20 protein-coding genes are annotated in these 15,654 nt (G+C 66.5%); 14 read left to right on the forward strand and 6 right to left on the reverse strand.

Annotation, left to right across the window (positions count from 1 at the left end; all coding sequences use genetic code 11):
• Window positions 1–28: 28 nt before the first annotated feature.
• From AO716_RS00295 to AO716_RS00305, 3 genes are all read left to right on the forward strand, one after another.
• On the forward strand, window positions 29–526 hold the full coding sequence (locus tag AO716_RS00295; RefSeq protein ID WP_055238965.1) for a MarR family winged helix-turn-helix transcriptional regulator: 498 nt from the start codon (window positions 29–31) through the stop codon (window positions 524–526).
• Between the two features lie 91 nt (window positions 527–617).
• Window positions 618–866 (forward strand): hypothetical protein, encoded by a 249-nt coding sequence (locus tag AO716_RS00300; RefSeq protein ID WP_055238966.1) that lies wholly within the window; start codon window positions 618–620, stop codon window positions 864–866.
• Window positions 867–993: 127 nt separating this feature from the next.
• Window positions 994–2,247 carry an MFS transporter gene (locus AO716_RS00305; protein ID WP_235471965.1) on the forward strand — a complete coding sequence of 418 codons (1,254 nt, stop codon included), beginning with the start codon at window positions 994–996 and terminating at the stop codon, window positions 2,245–2,247.
• On the opposite strand, the gene AO716_RS00310 is transcribed toward AO716_RS00305, so the two are convergent.
• Window positions 2,244–2,951: an NUDIX hydrolase gene (locus tag AO716_RS00310; protein WP_055238967.1), complete on the reverse strand. Its 708-nt coding sequence runs from the start codon at window positions 2,949–2,951 to the stop codon at window positions 2,244–2,246. The two genes, AO716_RS00305 and AO716_RS00310, sit on opposite strands and share 4 nt — an antisense overlap.
• A gap of 207 nt (window positions 2,952–3,158) precedes the next feature.
• Here AO716_RS00310 and AO716_RS00315 point away from each other — a divergent pair, with 207 nt between their 5' ends.
• From AO716_RS00315 to AO716_RS00325, 3 genes are read left to right on the forward strand one after another with little or no spacing between them, the layout of a single operon-like run.
• Entirely contained in the window at window positions 3,159–3,707 is a 549-nt protein-coding gene (locus AO716_RS00315) for a GyrI-like domain-containing protein (protein WP_235471966.1), read from the forward strand.
• Between the two features lie 49 nt (window positions 3,708–3,756).
• A complete protein-coding gene (locus AO716_RS00320) occupies window positions 3,757–4,095 on the forward strand; it encodes a PadR family transcriptional regulator (RefSeq protein WP_055238968.1) in 339 nt (112 codons plus the stop codon).
• Window positions 4,092–5,072, forward strand: coding sequence for a permease prefix domain 1-containing protein (locus AO716_RS00325; protein WP_055238969.1), 981 nt, complete (start codon window positions 4,092–4,094; stop codon window positions 5,070–5,072). The genes AO716_RS00320 and AO716_RS00325 overlap by 4 nt, the downstream gene beginning before the upstream one ends.
• Window positions 5,073–5,136: 64 nt before the next feature.
• On the opposite strand, the gene AO716_RS00330 is transcribed toward AO716_RS00325, so the two are convergent.
• Window positions 5,137–5,736: an antibiotic biosynthesis monooxygenase gene (locus AO716_RS00330; RefSeq protein WP_055238970.1), complete on the reverse strand. Its 600-nt coding sequence runs from the start codon at window positions 5,734–5,736 to the stop codon at window positions 5,137–5,139.
• A 103-nt stretch (window positions 5,737–5,839) separates the two neighbouring features.
• Window positions 5,840–6,736, reverse strand: a complete 897-nt coding sequence (locus tag AO716_RS00335) for a LysR substrate-binding domain-containing protein (RefSeq protein ID WP_152969805.1) — start codon at window positions 6,734–6,736, stop codon at window positions 5,840–5,842.
• Window positions 6,737–6,854: 118 nt separating this feature from the next.
• On the opposite strand from AO716_RS00335, the gene AO716_RS00340 reads away from it, so the two are divergent.
• Genes AO716_RS00340 through AO716_RS00350 form a run of 3 tightly spaced genes read left to right on the forward strand, consistent with a single transcriptional unit; the run spans window position 6,855 to window position 9,751 of the window.
• A complete protein-coding gene (locus AO716_RS00340; RefSeq protein ID WP_082413212.1) occupies window positions 6,855–8,159 on the forward strand; it encodes a cytochrome P450 in 1,305 nt (434 codons plus the stop codon).
• A gap of 22 nt (window positions 8,160–8,181) precedes the next feature.
• On the forward strand, window positions 8,182–8,505 hold the full coding sequence (locus AO716_RS00345; protein WP_055238971.1) for a 2Fe-2S iron-sulfur cluster-binding protein: 324 nt from the start codon (window positions 8,182–8,184) through the stop codon (window positions 8,503–8,505).
• A gap of 1 nt (window position 8,506) precedes the next feature.
• Window positions 8,507–9,751 (forward strand): NAD(P)/FAD-dependent oxidoreductase, encoded by a 1,245-nt coding sequence (locus AO716_RS00350; protein ID WP_055238972.1) that lies wholly within the window; start codon window positions 8,507–8,509, stop codon window positions 9,749–9,751.
• Window positions 9,752–9,859: 108 nt separating this feature from the next.
• On the opposite strand, the gene AO716_RS00355 is transcribed toward AO716_RS00350, so the two are convergent.
• On the reverse strand, window positions 9,860–10,594 hold the full coding sequence (locus AO716_RS00355; protein WP_055238973.1) for a LysE family translocator: 735 nt from the start codon (window positions 10,592–10,594) through the stop codon (window positions 9,860–9,862).
• Between the two features lie 80 nt (window positions 10,595–10,674).
• On the opposite strand from AO716_RS00355, the gene AO716_RS00360 reads away from it, so the two are divergent.
• From AO716_RS00360 to AO716_RS00380, 4 genes are all read left to right on the forward strand, one after another.
• Window positions 10,675–11,124, forward strand: a complete 450-nt coding sequence (locus AO716_RS00360) for an Lrp/AsnC family transcriptional regulator (protein WP_082413213.1) — start codon at window positions 10,675–10,677, stop codon at window positions 11,122–11,124.
• Between the two features lie 37 nt (window positions 11,125–11,161).
• A complete protein-coding gene (locus AO716_RS00365) occupies window positions 11,162–11,830 on the forward strand; it encodes an alpha/beta family hydrolase (RefSeq protein WP_055238975.1) in 669 nt (222 codons plus the stop codon).
• 403 nt (window positions 11,831–12,233) lie between these two features.
• A complete protein-coding gene (locus AO716_RS00375; protein ID WP_152969806.1) occupies window positions 12,234–12,929 on the forward strand; it encodes an HAD family hydrolase in 696 nt (231 codons plus the stop codon).
• Window positions 12,930–13,012: 83 nt separating this feature from the next.
• Window positions 13,013–13,507, forward strand: coding sequence for a hypothetical protein (locus AO716_RS00380; RefSeq protein ID WP_055238977.1), 495 nt, complete (start codon window positions 13,013–13,015; stop codon window positions 13,505–13,507).
• An 83-nt stretch (window positions 13,508–13,590) separates the two neighbouring features.
• Here the strand turns inward: AO716_RS00380 and AO716_RS00385 are convergent, their stop codons facing one another.
• Window positions 13,591–13,947, reverse strand: coding sequence for a nuclear transport factor 2 family protein (locus AO716_RS00385; RefSeq protein WP_055238978.1), 357 nt, complete (start codon window positions 13,945–13,947; stop codon window positions 13,591–13,593).
• Between the two features lie 95 nt (window positions 13,948–14,042).
• Between AO716_RS00385 and AO716_RS00390 the strand changes: the two genes are divergently transcribed.
• A complete protein-coding gene (locus tag AO716_RS00390) occupies window positions 14,043–15,062 on the forward strand; it encodes an LLM class flavin-dependent oxidoreductase (RefSeq protein ID WP_055238996.1) in 1,020 nt (339 codons plus the stop codon).
• Window positions 15,063–15,180: 118 nt separating this feature from the next.
• On the opposite strand, the gene AO716_RS00395 is transcribed toward AO716_RS00390, so the two are convergent.
• A complete protein-coding gene (locus AO716_RS00395; RefSeq protein ID WP_055238979.1) occupies window positions 15,181–15,480 on the reverse strand; it encodes a hypothetical protein in 300 nt (99 codons plus the stop codon).
• Window positions 15,481–15,654 lie beyond the last annotated feature (174 nt).

Raw genomic sequence — 15,654 nt, forward strand, 5'->3', positions numbered from 1 at the left:
AGTATTCCGTTGGGCTAGAATTGTGCGCATGCCTGAAACCGCGAACCCGACAGGCGCGGGCTACTGGTACAACCAGTCAGCTGAGACCGCCGGCGGTGTAGACGTCCTGAACGCGCTCCGCGCCTACCGCGCAGCCGAAGCTGCCATGCGCCGCAGAACCCGCGACTCGATGCGGATGAACGAGACGGACCTGCTGGCCATCCGCTACGTCATGCAGGCCCGCCAGGCCGGCAAATCCATTGGCCCCAAGGATCTGTCCCGCGTCCTGAGCATCTCCACCGCCTCCACGACCGCCTTGATAGACCGGCTGCAGAAGGGCGGTTACCTGACCCGGCGGCCGCACCCCACGGACCGGCGCGCCCTGGAGATCATCCCCACCGAGAATGCTGACCATGAGGTACGGGAAACCCTCGGAAAAATGCACCGCAAGATGCTGGACACCGCCGAATCACTGACTCCTGAGGAGGCCGTGATTATCACGCGCTTCCTGCAGGAAATGACCCGGGTCCTGGAGAGCGACGGGTAGGATAGGTCTCCAAACTTTACATCCCAGGAACCTTACATTATAAATAGTCAAGCTAGCTAGTTGCTAGCCTACCTATCGAAGGGTGCAGTTCATGACGGTCGTAGATTCACAGCAGGTCCCCGCCAACCCCGCCCCGGACGACGAGCCCCTGTCCTCCCTGGCCATGGCCGCCTCCAACCTGGAAGCACAGCAGTGGGCAGTTGACCGTGCCGAGCAGGTCCTCACCGAGCTGGTGCAGAGCGCCGTCAGCGAAGGACTGGAGACCGGCAGCATCGCAGCCGTGGCCGGCATGACCACGGAAGAAATCGAGAAGATCTCCGCCGAAGGCACCGCCTCCTAGTCACAGCAGCCCCCGCCACGCTTCTCGCCGCAACCGCAGCAGCGTGTCATATAAGTACTCTTAGCCCGAGTCCCCCCACCTCGCGCTAACGTGTTCCATGACACATCCGCAGCTGCAAGGGAGAAGCGTGGCGGTTTTCAGCAGGACCCGAAGGACGCCCCCTGTCAGGGCGGGACTGGCACTCACCGGCGTCCTCCTGATTGGCGTAAATCTCCGCGTAGCCTTCGTCTCCGTGGGCCCGCTGCTCGCAGACATCGGCCGCGAATTCGACTTCAGCAGCGCCCAGTCCGGCCTCCTCACGGGACTGCCCCTCATCGCGTTCGCACTGTTCTCGCCGCTGGCTCCCGCCGTTGCCATAAGGATCGGCCTGGACCGGGCGTTGTGGCTCTCGCTGGCTTTGCTTGCGGCCGGCACCGTCTTCCGATCCACACCAGTTCCCACAGCACTCTGGACGGGAACCGTCCTGATCGGCATCGCGATTGCGTTCCTCAACGTGCTGCTGCCCTCGCTGATCAAACGCGATTTCCCGGGCAGGATCAGCCAGCTCACAGGCCTCTACATTGCCGCCCAGAGCCTGGTCACGGCCCTGGGCGCCGCCGTCGTCGTCCCGGTTTCCCTGGTCCCCGGTTCAGGCTGGCGCCTGGCGCTGGGCATTTGGGCCGGGCTGGCGCTGATCGCCATGGCGATCCTGCTCCCGGGCCTGAAACGCGGGAAGGCCGACGGCGATGCAGCCGGTTCGGCAGTAGAGGAGCCGTCCGCGCCGGTCCGGTTCCGCTCCCCCTGGCGGACTCTGCTTGGCTGGCAGGTAACCCTGTTCATGGGCCTGCAGTCCGTTGGATTCTTCGTCGTGACAACCTGGCTGCCCAGCATTGAACGTGACCAGGGAATTTCCGAGACCACGTCCGGACTGCACGTCTCCGCTTTCCTGGTGGTGGGCACAGCGTCATCCCTGCTGACCGGCGCCGTCCTGGGCCGGTTTGCCGACCAGCGCCTGCTGGGCATGGCGGGCAGCCTGCTGGCCATGGCCGGCTTCCTCGGGCTGCTGGCTGCTCCCGAGCTGTCCCTGGTGTGGGTGGTTGTCAGCGCCTCAGGCTGCGGCAGCATGATCGTCACGGCCCTGTCCCTGTTTAGCCTGCGGACCACCAACCATGTCCAGGCGGCAGCCCTGTCCGGCATGGCCCAGTCAGTCGGCTATGCAATCGGAGCCGCCGGACCTGTGCTCTTCGGCTTCCTGTACGACCTCAGCGGCGGCTGGACGGTCCCGCTGGCCGCGAGCGCCGGGATTATGGGGCTGAGCTGCGCCATGGCCTTCCTCGCCGGACGGGACAGGGTGCTGCCGGAACTGCCCCGGCAGCGGCCCGCGGCACAGCCTGGCACCTAATTCCGCTCGTAGCGCCAGTCGCTGCCCCGCATCACCAGGCGGTGCCGGTCACCGGACTGCCCCGTCCCCTCCCCCGGATACTCTTCGTCGCCGTGCCAGGCAATAACGGCGTCGGGTTCGTAGCCGTCCAGCAGGCGGCTGCTGAAGGTCTCCGGAACGGCACCGGCAGCATGCTCCAGTGCGGCAGCAGCATCCTGGAACCGCTGCAGCAGCGTCAGCGTGACAAAGGTCGGAGCAACCAGGAGCATTTTGCCCGTGCGGTGCAGCTGCAGGGCATCACCCGGCCTCAGCCAGGCATAGTCGATTAGCTCGCCGGGGTTCAGCCTGATCTCCCCCGCCGGCGCCGGTGCCAGGAAGAACCAGGTGCGCAGCCGTTTCGGCGCCTGCAGCGGGGGAACCCAGCAGGAGAGTTCAACAAGTGACTCCGGTGCGAGCTCCAGTCCGGTTTCCTCAACAGTCTCCCGCACCCCGGCGATCCTCGCTGCGGGCAGGTCCTTTTCAGGGTTCCGCGGCTCAGCCTCCAGGTCCGGCGGCACCGACCCGGCGGCGTCGTAGTCTTCCGGATCCACCCGTCCGCCGGGGAAAACCCAGGCACCGGCAAACGTCCCCGTGTGCCGCGGCCGCTCCAGCAGCAGGACCTCAATCCCATGCTCGCCGTCGCGCAGCAGGACCACCGTTGCGGCTGTGCCAACCAGTGTCATCATTCCCCTGTCATTTCCCTGTCCAAGGACTTGTTTCCTCCATGGATCGTAACGAACGCACGCTCCGGCTCAGCACCGTTGCCCGCCGGCACCGGGTGCCCTTTCAATGAACCCAGGAGGAACAGCCATGGACTCATCCGCAGGCAGGGCGAAGTACGACGTCAAAAAGGCAGAGCGGGAATCTACTCCCCCGGGCGCAGCTTCACGCTGGTGGAGGTTCCGCCGCAGCGTTTCCTGGCCGTTGACGGCCATGGGAACCCGAACACCTCCCCGGATTACGCCGCCGCCGTGCAGGCGCTCTACTCAGTGGCCTATGCCCTGAAGTTCGCTGCGAAGCGCAGTTTGGGGCGGGACTCGGTGGTGGCGCCGCTGGAAGGGCTGTGGCGGGCGGAGAACCCGCAGGTTTTCGCGGAGGGGAACAAAGACTCCTGGGACTGGACCATGCTGATCAGCCAGCCGGAGTGGATCAGCCCGGAAATGGCCGGGGAAACTGCTGCGGAGGTACGGACCAAGAAGGGCCTGGAGGCAGCCGCTCGCATCCGCTGGCTGGAACTTCGCGAGGGCCTGTCGGTGCAGGTGCTCCATATTGGTTCCTACGACGACGAAGCTCCACTGCTGGCCCGGCTGCACCATGAGTTCATGCCGGAGAACCACCTGGATTTCAACGGGGACCACCACGAGATCTATCTCAGCGACCCCCGCCGCACCGCCCCGGAGAGGCTGAAGACCGTGCTGCGCCAACCCGTTCGGAGAAAATAAAACAATCTGCCTCTTGCATTAGTGTGCGTCACACACCATAGTGTGAGGCATGGACGAAGAACTGCTGGGTGGACATCTCCAGGAACTGCGCCGCGGAACTGTGGTGCTGGCCTGCCTCTCCATCCTGAAACAGCCCGGCTACGGCTACGGGCTGCTGGAAGCGCTGGAACAGGCAGGTTTCGGCGTGGAAGCCAACACTCTCTACCCGCTGCTGCGCCGCCTTGAAAAGCAGGGACTGCTCACCAGCTCGTGGGATACCGAAGAGGCACGCCCGCGGAAGTTCTACACCACGTCCGAGGAAGGCCGGGAACTGCTCCGGGCCCTGCTTCAGGACTGGGAGAACCTGCACAACTCCATCCGCCAGCTCAACGAAGGACAGTCATCATGAGTACCCTCACTGACCGTTACGTCTTTGCGGCCCTGCGCTCCATCCCGGAAGGCCAGCGCGGCGACATCGAGCGGGAACTGCGCGGTTCAATCACCGACGACGTCGAGGCGCGGGTGGAAGGCGGGCAGTCACCGGCCGAGGCCGAAACCGCCGTCCTCACCGAACTTGGGGACCCCGCCCGGCTTGCCGCGCAGTACACCGGCCGTGAGCTCTACCTGATCGGCCCGGACCTTTTCCTGGACTGGTGGCGCCTGCTGAAGACGCTCGCCATCATCATCACGCCGCTCTCCTTTGTCGGGTCGATAGTGGTGCGGATGGCCCTCGAGCCCGGCGAGCCAGCCGGAGCCTTCGGCGCCGCGATCGGCACGGCCATCAGCGTACTGGTGCACCTTGGTTTCTGGGTCACCCTGGTTTTCGCGATCATCCAGTTCAACGGCACCCGGCGGAAGGATCTGGGCCTGCAGCCGTGGTCCCCCGCCACGCTGCCGCAGGTACCGCGAAAGTCCCAGGTCACCCTCGGCGACACCATCGCCTCGGTGGTGCTGGTTGCCTTCTTCATCGGCGTGCTGCTCTGGCAGCGGATCGGGTCGCTGCTGTACCTCAACGGCGAACCCGTGGTGGTGCTGCAGGAAGACCTGTGGAGTTTCTGGCTCCCGTACGTGATCGTTTTGCTGGTCCTCGAGGCGGGTTTCGCCGTCGTGCTTTATCTGGCCGGACGCTGGACCTATGCCTTTGCCGCAGTGAACACCGTGCTTGCGCTGGCCTTTATGGTGCCGGTGCTGTGGCTGCTGTCCACGGACCAGGTCTTTGACTGGAGCTTCCTCGCGAACGTCGACTGGGGTGCGGACGCATCCACCTGGATTGCGGGAATCACGGCGGCGACGGTGCTGGTTATCGGCGTCTGGGACATCGGCGACGGATTCATTAAAGCCTGGAAGGCCGGCAGACCGGCGGCTGTTCCAGCTGATGTCCGGTAGCAAAAACACGACGGCGCCGCGCGGGGAGATCCCGGGCGGCGCCGTCGTTTTTTGCGGACGCTGGTTAGTCGCGGCGTCGCTGCAGCCACGGCTGCAGGAGGCCCGTGACCCACGGCAGCACCCAGTAGGCCATGATCGGAGTCAGGATCGCAGTGGTGATCAGTACGCGCAGCGGCATCAGGATGTCATCCCAGACCGGAACGGTCAGTCCCACCAGCCAGGTGAAGGCCAGGTTCACCGGGAAGAAGCCCAGCCAGATGGCCACGGCCTGCTTCCAGCGGGGCGGTTTCACGGGAGTCTCAAGGTCCGTGATGGACGACGGCGCGTCGAACCAGCCCTCAATACCGGTACGGCGGGTAACGGTGCGGTCCTCAACCATGTCCCGGCCGCGCTCAAGCCAGTCGCGCCGGGGCTCGGAATGTTCCCAGGCATCCAGCGCAGCCGCATCGGAGAACCGGTACAGCATGTGCCACTCATCGGACGTAGCGGAGGCGCGGACCCATCCGGACCCGAGGAACCCTGGCCAGGTGTTGGCGAGGTTGACGCCCTCCTGGACCCAGTGGGTGGCCTCGGACACGCGGCGGGGATCGACCCGCCGGGTGATGGAGACCGTCACCGCCTCCGGCCCGCGGGCCGGAAGGGTGTCAGTGTGCGTTGATGTCATGCCTCCCAGTATCCGGGCGGGAGTCCATGAGCGGCGAATCCTGGGAGGGTGCTCCCGGCCACACCGGTGGGGTGCACGGCGGCGCCGTCGGATGCAACCGGCCTTAGCCGTACAGCTCGGCGGCGAGGCCGAGCATCGCGGCCACACTCCGGGACGGCCGCAGGGCCGACGGCCACACCATGGAGACCGGAACCGGACGGACCGCGGGGCTAAGCGGCCGCACTACCAGCGGACGGCCTTCATAGGACAGTTCTCCGGCCGGCTGCTGGACGAGGATGGCGTAGCCCATCCCGCGTCCCACCAGCGAGCGCGTCACCTCATAGTCAGTAGTGCGGAACCGCACGTTCGGCACCAGGCCGGCGGCATCAAACATGGTCATGGTGTTCTCCCGGCTGGGATCAACGTCCAGCAGGATCATGGGTTCGGGCGCCACATCGGCCAGGGACAATTCGGTCCGTTCCGCGAGTGGGTGCCCTGCCGAGAGCACCACGGCCGGTTCGGCTGCGAACAGCGGCTGCCGGTTCAGCCCCGCCGGAAGCGAGAGGTCGTAGGCGATGGCGACGTCGAGCTGTCCGTCCGCCAGCCGCCGGTGGATCTCCGACTGCGGACCGTCGTAGAAGTCCAGCTCCACCAGCGGATACCGCCGCCCGTAGTGCTCGATCAGGCGGGCCAGCACCGTCGGAGCCAGCGTCAGGTAACAACCCAGGACCAGTGAACCGCGCACCTCGGCATCGCTTCCGCCGGCGTGGAGCTGCAGGTCAACGGCGTCCACCAGCAGGTTCCGGGCCCGGCCCAGCACGTTCTGCCCGGCCGTGGTCAGTGTGATGCCATGCGCCTTCCGCCGGATCGCCAGCTGCGTCCCGAAGGCCCGTTCCAGATTGTTCAGCGCCCCCGCCACTGCCGACTCGGAGACATGCAGGCTCTGGGCCGCAGCCGCAATACTGCCCTGGTCAGCGACGGCGGCGAAGACCTCCAGTTGCCGCAGGGTGTACCGGAGCATACTTAACCTCACTCAAAGCGTGGATATTCAATGATTTCTTGTACTTTACCGGGGATATGACGCACGGCACACTGGGGGGCAGGCGGGTGCCGCCGCAACGCACACGAGGAGATCACCGATGACCACCCCGGATACCACCCAGTCCCCCGGCTGCCCCTTTTCCGGCGTGCCGGCGGACAACGGCTCCGCCGAAGCCGCCTTCCCTGGTGCGGCCGCCGGCGTTCCCGGCACCATCCCAGCGGCCGGGGAATTCCGCGAAGCGCCCGTGGCCGACTGGGTAACCATCCCCGACCTGTACCGGGACCCGTTCCCGATCTACCGGCGGATGCGCGAGGAAGCCCCGGTGCACTGGGTACCGGCGGTGAACCGATACATGGTGACCGGCTACGCCGCCTGCCACACCATCGAGCAGGACGACGCAACCTTCTCCGCCGATGAAACCGGTTCACTGATGAAGCGGTCCATGGGCCATTCAATGCTCCGCAAGGACGATCCGGAACACCGGGTTGAACGGGACTCCTACGGGTCCACGCTGCGTCCGGGAACCATCAAGAACCACTGGAAAGCCCTCTTCGAGGCGAACAATGAGAAGTACCTAAGGGAGCTGGAGGCCAAGGGCTCCGGCGCCGACTTCGTCTGGGACTACGCCGCACCCTACGCCGCGGAGAACCTTCGCCTGGTCTGCGGGTTCCACAACGCCACGCAGCAGGACCTGCAGCGCTGGAGCCAGACGATGATCGACGGCACCGGGAACTACGCGGACGACGCCGATGTCTGGGAAAAGAGCGCCCGCTCCTCTGCGGAGGTGGATGCCGCGATCGACGAAATGCTGCCGTACTTCCGGAAGAACCCGGACCACTCGCTGCTCTCCGGGCTGGCCTCGATGCCGATCCCCCTGGAAGCCATCCGCGCAAACCTGAAGATGACCATTGGCGGCGGGCTGAACGAGCCGCGGGACGTCCTGGGCACCACGGTCTGGGCACTGCTGGAGAATCCGGACCAGCTCGCCTCGCTCCAGGAGGACCCCAAGCTGCACGCCGCGGCCTTCGAAGAATCCGTCCGCTGGGTGGCCCCCATCGGCATGTACCCGCGGGAAGCCACCCGGGACACCGTGCTGGAGGGCATCCGCCTGCCCAAGGGAGCGCGCATCGGCGTCGTGATTGGTGCCGCCAACCGTGACCCGGCGGTCTTCGAGAACCCGGAAACCTACAACATTCACCGGCCCAGGAAACCGCACCTGGGTTTCGGCGGCGGAACGCACTTCTGCGCCGGCACCTGGGTGGCCCGCACCCAGGTGGCCCAGGTGGCCATGCCCGCACTCTTTGACCGTTTCCCGCGCCTGCGCCTGGACCCGTCGGCTGAGACGGTCGACGCCGGCTGGGTCTTCCGCGGCATGCTCAAGATGCCCGTGCGCTGGGACTGACCCCGATTTTCCTAGGAGAACCATGAACACCGTTACCTTTATCCAGCCCTCGGGCGCGCCGGCCACTGTGAGCGTGGAGCCGGGCACGTCCCTGATGCGGGCCGCCGTCACCAACGGAGTGGACGGCATCGTCGGGGAATGCGGCGGCCAGGCGATGTGCGCCACCTGCCACGTTTATGTCCGCCCCGAGTTCGCCGCCGCGCTCCCGGAACCCAGTGACGACGAAGAGGAGATGCTGGACTGCACCACAGCTGAACGGACGGAGCTTTCGCGCCTGGGCTGCCAGATCAAGGCCTGTGCGGAACTGGACGGGATCGTCGTCGACGTTCCGGCGGAACAGGTCTGAGATGTCCGTAGTCATCATCGGCGGCGGGCAGGCCGGGCTGCAGGTTGCGGACTCGCTGCGCAGCGGCGGCTACCAGGACGGCATCACGGTCATCGCCGACGAGCCGGGCCTGCCCTACCAGCGTCCGCCCTTGTCCAAGGACTATCTGGCGCCGGAGGGCAGCCCTGCTCCCCTGCCGCTGCGCGCGGCGTCGTTCTTCGCGGACAAGGAGATCACGCTGCGCAGCGGCGTGCGTGCAGCCGCTGTGGACCGCGCTGCCCGGACCGTGATCCTGGCCGGCGGGGAGCAGGTGGGCTACCGGCACCTGGTCTTTGCCACCGGCACCGCGAACCGTGCGCTTACCTGCCCGGGTGCAGACCTTCCCGGGGTGCATCTGCTGAGGACACTGCCCGACGCCGAGGCGCTCCACTCGGCCCTGGCTGCGGCCCGCCGGGTGGTGGTGGTCGGTGCCGGATTCATCGGGCTGGAAGTTGCCGCCGCTGCCCGGGCACGAGGCTGTGAGGTGACGGTGCTGGAGTTCGCGCCGGGTCCCATGGGGCGGGCCCTGAGCCCTGCCATGGGTGCCTGGTTCGCCGGGGCCCACGCCCGTGCCGGGATCCGGCTGCGCTTCAACGAAGGCATCGCCGCCTTCGAACCCAGTATGGACGGCAGGGTTGGCTGGGCGGTGTCCACGACCGGAGCCCGGTACCGGGCGGATCTGGTGGTGGCGGGCATCGGCGTCGTGCCCAATGATGCGCTGGCCGCCGCGGCCGGGCTGGAAACCGGGAACGGCATAGTGGTGGACGCCGCCCTGCGCACCTCGGATCCATCGGTCCTGGCCGTGGGTGACTGCGCCAGTTTCCCGTCAGCGCACGCCGGGGCAAGGATCCGGGTCGAGTCGGTGCAGAACGCCACGGATCAGGGTCGGCACGCTGCGCGGACCATCCTCGGATCGGCCGAGCCGTACAGGGACCTGCCGTGGTTCTGGAGCAACCAGGGCAGCCTGCGGCTGCAGATTGCGGGCCTTTCCGCCCCAGGGGACCAGACCGTGCTCAGCGGGGATCCGGAATCCGGTAAGTTCTCTGTGCTGTGCTTCCGGAACGGACGGCTGGCCGCCGTGGAGTCGGTGAATTCGCCCGGGGAGCATCTGGGTGCGCGGAAGCTGCTGGCGGCCGGGATCAGTCCGGAGCCTGAGGAGGCTGCTGCCCCCGGCTTCAGCCTTAAGGCACTGGCGCGGCAGGACGTCGCGGCGTCGTCGTCCGTTTAGCTTCCTCCCCCTCCCCCTCCCCATCGAGATGGCAGTTACGGCTCTTTTGAGCGCTCAAAAGAGCCGTAACTGCCCTCTCGTTGGGCGGGCCGAGGTAGGCGGGCCGGATCAGGCGAGGAGCAGGAGCCGCTCGCCGAGCAGGACCAGTGCCACGCACACCATCAGGATTCCGCTGGCCAGCGTGACTGCCCGGGCAGCTGCCGGCCGGGAACGCAGCAGCCGCCGGGCGCCGAGTGCCACCAGCGTGTAAACGAGCACGGAGACACCGAAGTGGGACAGTCCCAGCACCAGCGACTGCAGCGGCAGCGCCAGCGCGGCGGCCGGGTCCACGAACTGCGGGATCAGCGCAAGGTAGAGGAGCAGGGCCTTCGGGTTGGTGCCGGAGGTTCCCAGCCCCTTCAGGAATTCCCGCCGCTCGACGGCGCGGCGGGAGCGGACCGGAGCCCGGACGGCCAGGGCCACGGACCCGGAGCCACTTGAACCGGAGCCCTCCGCCCCGGCCGGTTCTGCCTCCGCCCCAGCCGCGGGCACCGGCGTCGTACTTCCGTCTGTAAATCCGGCGCCGCGCCAGGAACGCATCGTGGAGATGCCCAGCCACAACAGGTACGCCGCGCCGGCCAGGGTCAGGCCGGTGAGCAGCCCGGGTGAAGCCGCGATCAATGCCGCGAGCCCGGCGACGATCAGCGCGGTGTGGACCAGGTAGCCGGCGCAGAGCCCGGCCACGGAGGGGGCCACGCGCCGAGCGCGCAGGCCGGAGGAGATGCAGTATGCCCAGTCAGCACCCGGAGTCATGGCCAGGGTGATCGAAACCGCCGCGAACCCCGCGAGCTGCTGAAAATCCATTCCTCAACCCTAGGGAGAAGTCCACGCGAAGTGCTGACCGGAAAATGCTCTGAAACGGGTGGTCACGGTACGATCTTTGCGTGATTGATGCCATTGACCGAGAAATCTTGCGTCTGCTCCAAAATGACGGACGGATGAGTGCCACTGCGCTGGCAGCCCGGGTGGGGCTGACGGTTGCACCGTGCCACCGCCGGATCAAGGAACTTGAACGCAAGGGGGTGCTCACCGGATACCGTGCCGTGGTGGACCCTGCTGCCGTGGGCCTGGGCTTCCAGACCCTGGTGTTCGTGACCCTGCGCGACCGGGCGCAGATGCTGGCTTTCGAGGAGGCCGTTGGCCGGCACGAGCAGATCGTGAAGGCGGACCGCCTCTTCGGTGATCCGGATTTCCTGCTGAAGGTGATTGCGGCGGATCTTCCCGGCTACCAGCAGTTCTACGACGATGTGCTGGTGAACCTGCCCGGGGTGGAGAAGCTCACCAGCACCATCGTGATGAAAACCGTCAAGGAAGAAGCCGGCCTGCCGCTGTGAGGTGAGCGGCGCGGAGCCCTCCCGTAAATTGGAACCTATGCCCACTGAAACCGAGGAACTTACCGTCAACGTTGGGGACGGGACCGTTAGTGCCGTGTTCGCCCGGCCCGCCGATGCGTGGGCGTCCATGGTGGTGGCGCATGGAGCCGGGTCCGGCATGGAGCACCCCTTCCTCACCGGCTTCACCAACGCGATGAACGACGGCGGCGTGGCGACCTGGCGGTTCAACTTCCCCTACCGGGAGGCCGGCAAGAAGTTCCCTGACCGTGCGCCGGCCGCGATTGCCGCGTGGCGGGCCGTGATGTTCGCGGCGGAGGACAATGCCGGCGGCGTGCCCGTGTGGGCGTGCGGCAAGTCCTTCGGCGGGCGGATGGCTTCCATGGCCGTGGCCGAGGGGATGCAGGCTGCGGGCCTGGTGTATCTCGGTTACCCGCTGCACCCGCCGGGCAAGCCGGAGAAGCTGCGCGACGAGCATCTGTATGGGTTGAGACTGCCCATGCTGTTCCTGCAGGGAACCCGGGATCCGTTTGCCCTGCCCGGCGAGCTGGAACCGGTGGCCGAAAGGATCGGGCCGAACGCCGTCGTCGAGCGTATTGAAGGCGGGAACCACATGTTCGAGGTCGCCGGGAACAAGCGGCCGCAGGACGTGATCGGGGCGTCACTGGCCGCGCCGGTGCTGGACTTCATGCGTTCCCACCGGAGTTAGCGGCAGGGCTGGTCGCAACCTCCGGGGAGATCACGTCGCTTTGAGGGCGCCAGCGCAAACCATTGCGGAGATAACGTCGCTTTGAAGGGCCCTGAGGAGCGTTTACTGCACGAGGGTTGTCCCTGAAAGGCCCTAAGGGACGTCAACTCCCCGAAGGTTTGCTGGACTGTTCTTGTCTCCACTCATGGCAGCGCCAGGGCCGGACTACCCGCGCCACTCCCCTTGCGGTTCACCTGCAGTTCGGGCGGGTTGCCAGGACTCTGCCCGGCGTCTTCTGTTTTGACGGAACCCCGCGGCGCTGCCACGATCATTGGGGACGCGGCGCCGTACATGGCGCGCAGCAGTTCATCAACTATTCGCTCCATCTGCCGCGGGCTCCTGCGGCGCTCGTCCAGGAGGACCTTTGGCACCGAACCCCGCCCTGCAGGCTGTTTTCTGGGACATGGACGGAACCCTCGTGGACACCGAGCCATACTGGTTCGCCGCCGAAAAGGAACTGATGGCCCGGTTCGGGGTCAGCTGGAGCGATGAGCAGGCCATGGAACTGGTGGGCAACGCCCTTCCGGATTCAGCACGGGCGTTGCAGGCCGCCGGAGCCGACCTGGGGATCCGGGAAATCCTCGACGGGATGCTGGACAGCGTAATCCGGTCCGTACGGCGCGAAATCCCCTGGCGTCCCGGAGCCCGCGAGCTCCTGGCCGAGCTGTATGCGGCCGAAATCCCGTGCGCCATGGTGACCATGAGCGAGTCGCTGCTGGCCCGGGTCATCGCCGACCAGCTGCCGGAAGGGACCTTCCGTTTCCTGGTGACCGGTGAGATGGTCGCCAATGGCAAGCCCGACCCGGAGCCCTACCTGCTGGCGGCGAAGCTGATGGGCGAGGAACTGGGCACGACCATGGACCTGGACCGCATTGTTGCCGTGGAGGATTCGCTGCCCGGCGTTGCCTCAGCCAAGGCCTCAGGTGCCGTGACCATTGCCGTGCCCAACGCCGTCGACATTCCGACCCAGTCCGGTATCACGCGCTGGGAAACCCTGGCCGGCCGCACCGTTGAGGATCTGCAGGCGCTGGTTGCGGACAGGGTTACCGCTTCGTTTTAGTTGCATACGCACCTCGGCCGCCGCCGGTGCGCGGTCGTTATGGTGGGAGGAAACTTCGGCAACCATTAGCAAGGAGGCAGTCCATGACCCCACCACGCGGACGAACTCTGCTGAAAGCAGCAGCCACGGGCACCATCGCTGGCCTGGCCGGTGTCGCCGCCATGACGGCAGCCGAGAAGCTTGAACAGGCGCTAACGCACCGGCCGAGTTCCTACGTGCCGGCCCGGACCCTGCTCACCCTGCTGGGGCGCAAACCCGGCGATGAACCGCAGTCCCCGGCTTGGAACCACACGATGCACTGGGGCACCGGTGCGGCGCTGGGCGCGCTGCGCGGCATCTGGTCTGTGACCGGCATCCGCGGCCCGCTGGCCAACACCTGGCACACGGTAGTGCGTCTGGCGACCGACCAGACTCTGGAGAACGCCACCGGCGTCGGCGCCCCGCCGCCCACCTGGGACCGGCAGGACCAGGTTGTGGACGTGCTGCACAAGAGCATCTATTCCTGGGCCGCCGGCACCGTCTCCGACGCACTGATCCGTCCGGTGCTCGAGTCCCGGCGGGGTACCTCGAGCCACTGACCGGCGCCTTCGCTCACGTGCCTTCGGCCACCTGCGTCGCAAAAGCGAAAGCTGTACGAATAGGGGGCAGAAACAGTCGTGGGCTAGTACGGCGTGTGCTGGTGGAGGGCGAGCTTCCACTCGCCGTCTTCCTTCGCGTACACACTGCTCAGCAGGGCCGTGTACGGCGTCCCGTCCCGGTCTGCGCGCACCTTGTAGCTGAGGACACCGACGTCGGGCCCTAGATAGGACTCCTCCGGGTCAATGATCTCGAAAGCTGACCAGGGCGGGCCGCCCATGGACTCAATAACCTGCCGGCGGTCCGCGATCCGCAGGCCATTCGTCAGCATCATCACGGGCTCACGCGCCAGCACCTCCGAGTAGAACGCGGTCGCTTCCTCCGGTCCGGTGGACAGCGCGTGCCAGCCGGCCGTTTCAAGTTCCACGAGTTCGTTTTCCATGGTCCGGGAGTGTAGACGCGCCGCAGGCGAACCGACAGGGAGCGAAGGAAACTGCACGCCGGAATAACCCCCGGTGCGTGGGCGCTGGAGAAGGTGTGAAGAAGATTGGATTCCTTTCCTTTGGCCATTATCAGGACGTCCCGGGTTCCCTGACCCCCACGGCCGGCGACGCGCTGCTTCAAGCGATCGACCTTGCGGTCGCCGCTGAAGAGGTCGGCGCCGATGGTGCGTTCGTACGTGTGCACCACTTCGCGCCGCAGCAGGCGTCGCCGTTCCCGCTGCTCGCCGCGATGGCTGCGCGCACGTCCCGGATCGATCTGGGCACCGGCGTAATCGACATGAGGTACGAAAACCCGCTGTACATGGCTGAAGAAGCCGCCGCAACGGACCTGATCAGCGGCGGCAGGCTGCAGCTTGGCATCAGCCGGGGATCCCCCGAGCCTGCGCTGCGTGGAGCCGAGTCCTTCGGTTACGTTCCTGGTGAAGGCGAAACCAACGCCGATATGGCCCGCCAGCACACGGAGATCTTCCGTGCCGCCATCACCGGCCGCGGCATGGCCCCGGCCAACCCGCAGATGACCGGGCACTCAGGCTTGCTGCCGATCGAACCCCAGTCTCCCGGTCTGAGCGACCGCATCTGGTGGGGTTCAGGAACCCGTGCGACGGCGAAGTGGACCGGGGAACAAGGTATGAACCTGATGAGTTCAACGCTGTTGACGGAGGACACCGGCGTCCCCTTCGACGAGCTGCAGGCGGAGCAGATCCACGCCTATCACGAGGCTTGGAAGGCGGCCGGGCACCCCGGGCAGGGGAAGGTCTCCGTCAGCCGCAGCATCATTCCGCTGGTCAGCGACCAGGACCGGCGCTACTTCGGTCTCCGCGCGCAGGCTGAAGCCAAGGACCAGGTGGGCCGCCTCGAAGGCGGGCTGGCTCGGTTCGGGCGCAGCTACGTCGGCGAGCCGGACGTGATCGCGAAGGAACTGGCGGACGACGCCGCCGTGCAGCTCGCAGACACCGTGCTGGTCACCGTGCCGAACCAGCTGGGCGTTGACTACAACGCGGCGCTGCTGGAGAACATCGTGAAGCTCGTGGCGCCCGACGCCGGCTGGCGGTAAGCACTCGCGCACCGGCGCATGCGCGGCGTCCTACAAATCCACATAGCAGAAACTGCCCGTTTGAGCCTCCAAACGGGCAGTTTCTGCGATGTGGATGGGAGGGAGGGAGGGACCCAGGCTACTTCTTGCGGCCGAACACCAGCGATGCGAGGGCCGTTGCCGCAGTGACGGTGTAGACCGACGGCCAGGCACCCATCTTCTTGGCCAGCGGGTGGGAGAGTCCAAAGGCAGCCACGTAGGTGGTGGTGAGGGCGACGGCGGTGCCCGTACCGGCGTCGCGCTTCCACAGCGCAAACGCTGCAGCACCTGCTGCGGCGAGGACGGCTCCCCCAAGCTGGCGGTTGCCGGTGTCGCGGGCGGTCTTGTAGCCGCCGATCAGGCCGGCGGAAGTAATGAGCGGGGTCAGCAAAGATGCCACGGTTTTCTCCTTCGATTGGACTTCTCCCAGCCTAACCCCGCTCATCGAGAGGCCAGTTACGGCTCCTTAGCCCCGGTGAAGTCATATGGTCGTTGCAACGCTCTGATTGATGGAGTGTTTGATGGTCAAGGTATTTCCCGCCCGCGTGCGGGCTGATTTCGTGGATTTGGTGTG

The sequence above is a fragment of the Arthrobacter sp. Edens01 genome, assembly GCF_001307035.1.
In the GTDB taxonomy this organism is placed as follows: Bacteria; Actinomycetota; Actinomycetes; order Actinomycetales; family Micrococcaceae; genus Arthrobacter_B.

Coding starts and splice junctions, on each gene's coding strand:
- AO716_RS00340 (WP_082413212.1), top strand. CDS start 6,855: ATGACCACCCCGGATACCACCCAGTCCCCCGGCTGCCCCTTTTCCGGC.
- AO716_RS00335 (WP_152969805.1), bottom strand. CDS start 6,736: ATGCTCCGGTACACCCTGCGGCAACTGGAGGTCTTCGCCGCCGTCGCT.
- AO716_RS00330 (WP_055238970.1), bottom strand. CDS start 5,736: ATGACATCAACGCACACTGACACCCTTCCGGCCCGCGGGCCGGAGGCG.
- AO716_RS00300 (WP_055238966.1), top strand. CDS start 618: ATGACGGTCGTAGATTCACAGCAGGTCCCCGCCAACCCCGCCCCGGAC.
- AO716_RS00350 (WP_055238972.1), top strand. CDS start 8,507: ATGTCCGTAGTCATCATCGGCGGCGGGCAGGCCGGGCTGCAGGTTGCG.
- AO716_RS00345 (WP_055238971.1), top strand. CDS start 8,182: ATGAACACCGTTACCTTTATCCAGCCCTCGGGCGCGCCGGCCACTGTG.
- AO716_RS00365 (WP_055238975.1), top strand. CDS start 11,162: ATGCCCACTGAAACCGAGGAACTTACCGTCAACGTTGGGGACGGGACC.
- AO716_RS00295 (WP_055238965.1), top strand. CDS start 29: ATGCCTGAAACCGCGAACCCGACAGGCGCGGGCTACTGGTACAACCAG.
- AO716_RS00385 (WP_055238978.1), bottom strand. CDS start 13,947: ATGGAAAACGAACTCGTGGAACTTGAAACGGCCGGCTGGCACGCGCTG.
- AO716_RS00320 (WP_055238968.1), top strand. CDS start 3,757: ATGGACGAAGAACTGCTGGGTGGACATCTCCAGGAACTGCGCCGCGGA.
- AO716_RS00355 (WP_055238973.1), bottom strand. CDS start 10,594: ATGGATTTTCAGCAGCTCGCGGGGTTCGCGGCGGTTTCGATCACCCTG.
- AO716_RS00310 (WP_055238967.1), bottom strand. CDS start 2,951: ATGATGACACTGGTTGGCACAGCCGCAACGGTGGTCCTGCTGCGCGAC.
- AO716_RS00325 (WP_055238969.1), top strand. CDS start 4,092: ATGAGTACCCTCACTGACCGTTACGTCTTTGCGGCCCTGCGCTCCATC.
- AO716_RS00380 (WP_055238977.1), top strand. CDS start 13,013: ATGACCCCACCACGCGGACGAACTCTGCTGAAAGCAGCAGCCACGGGC.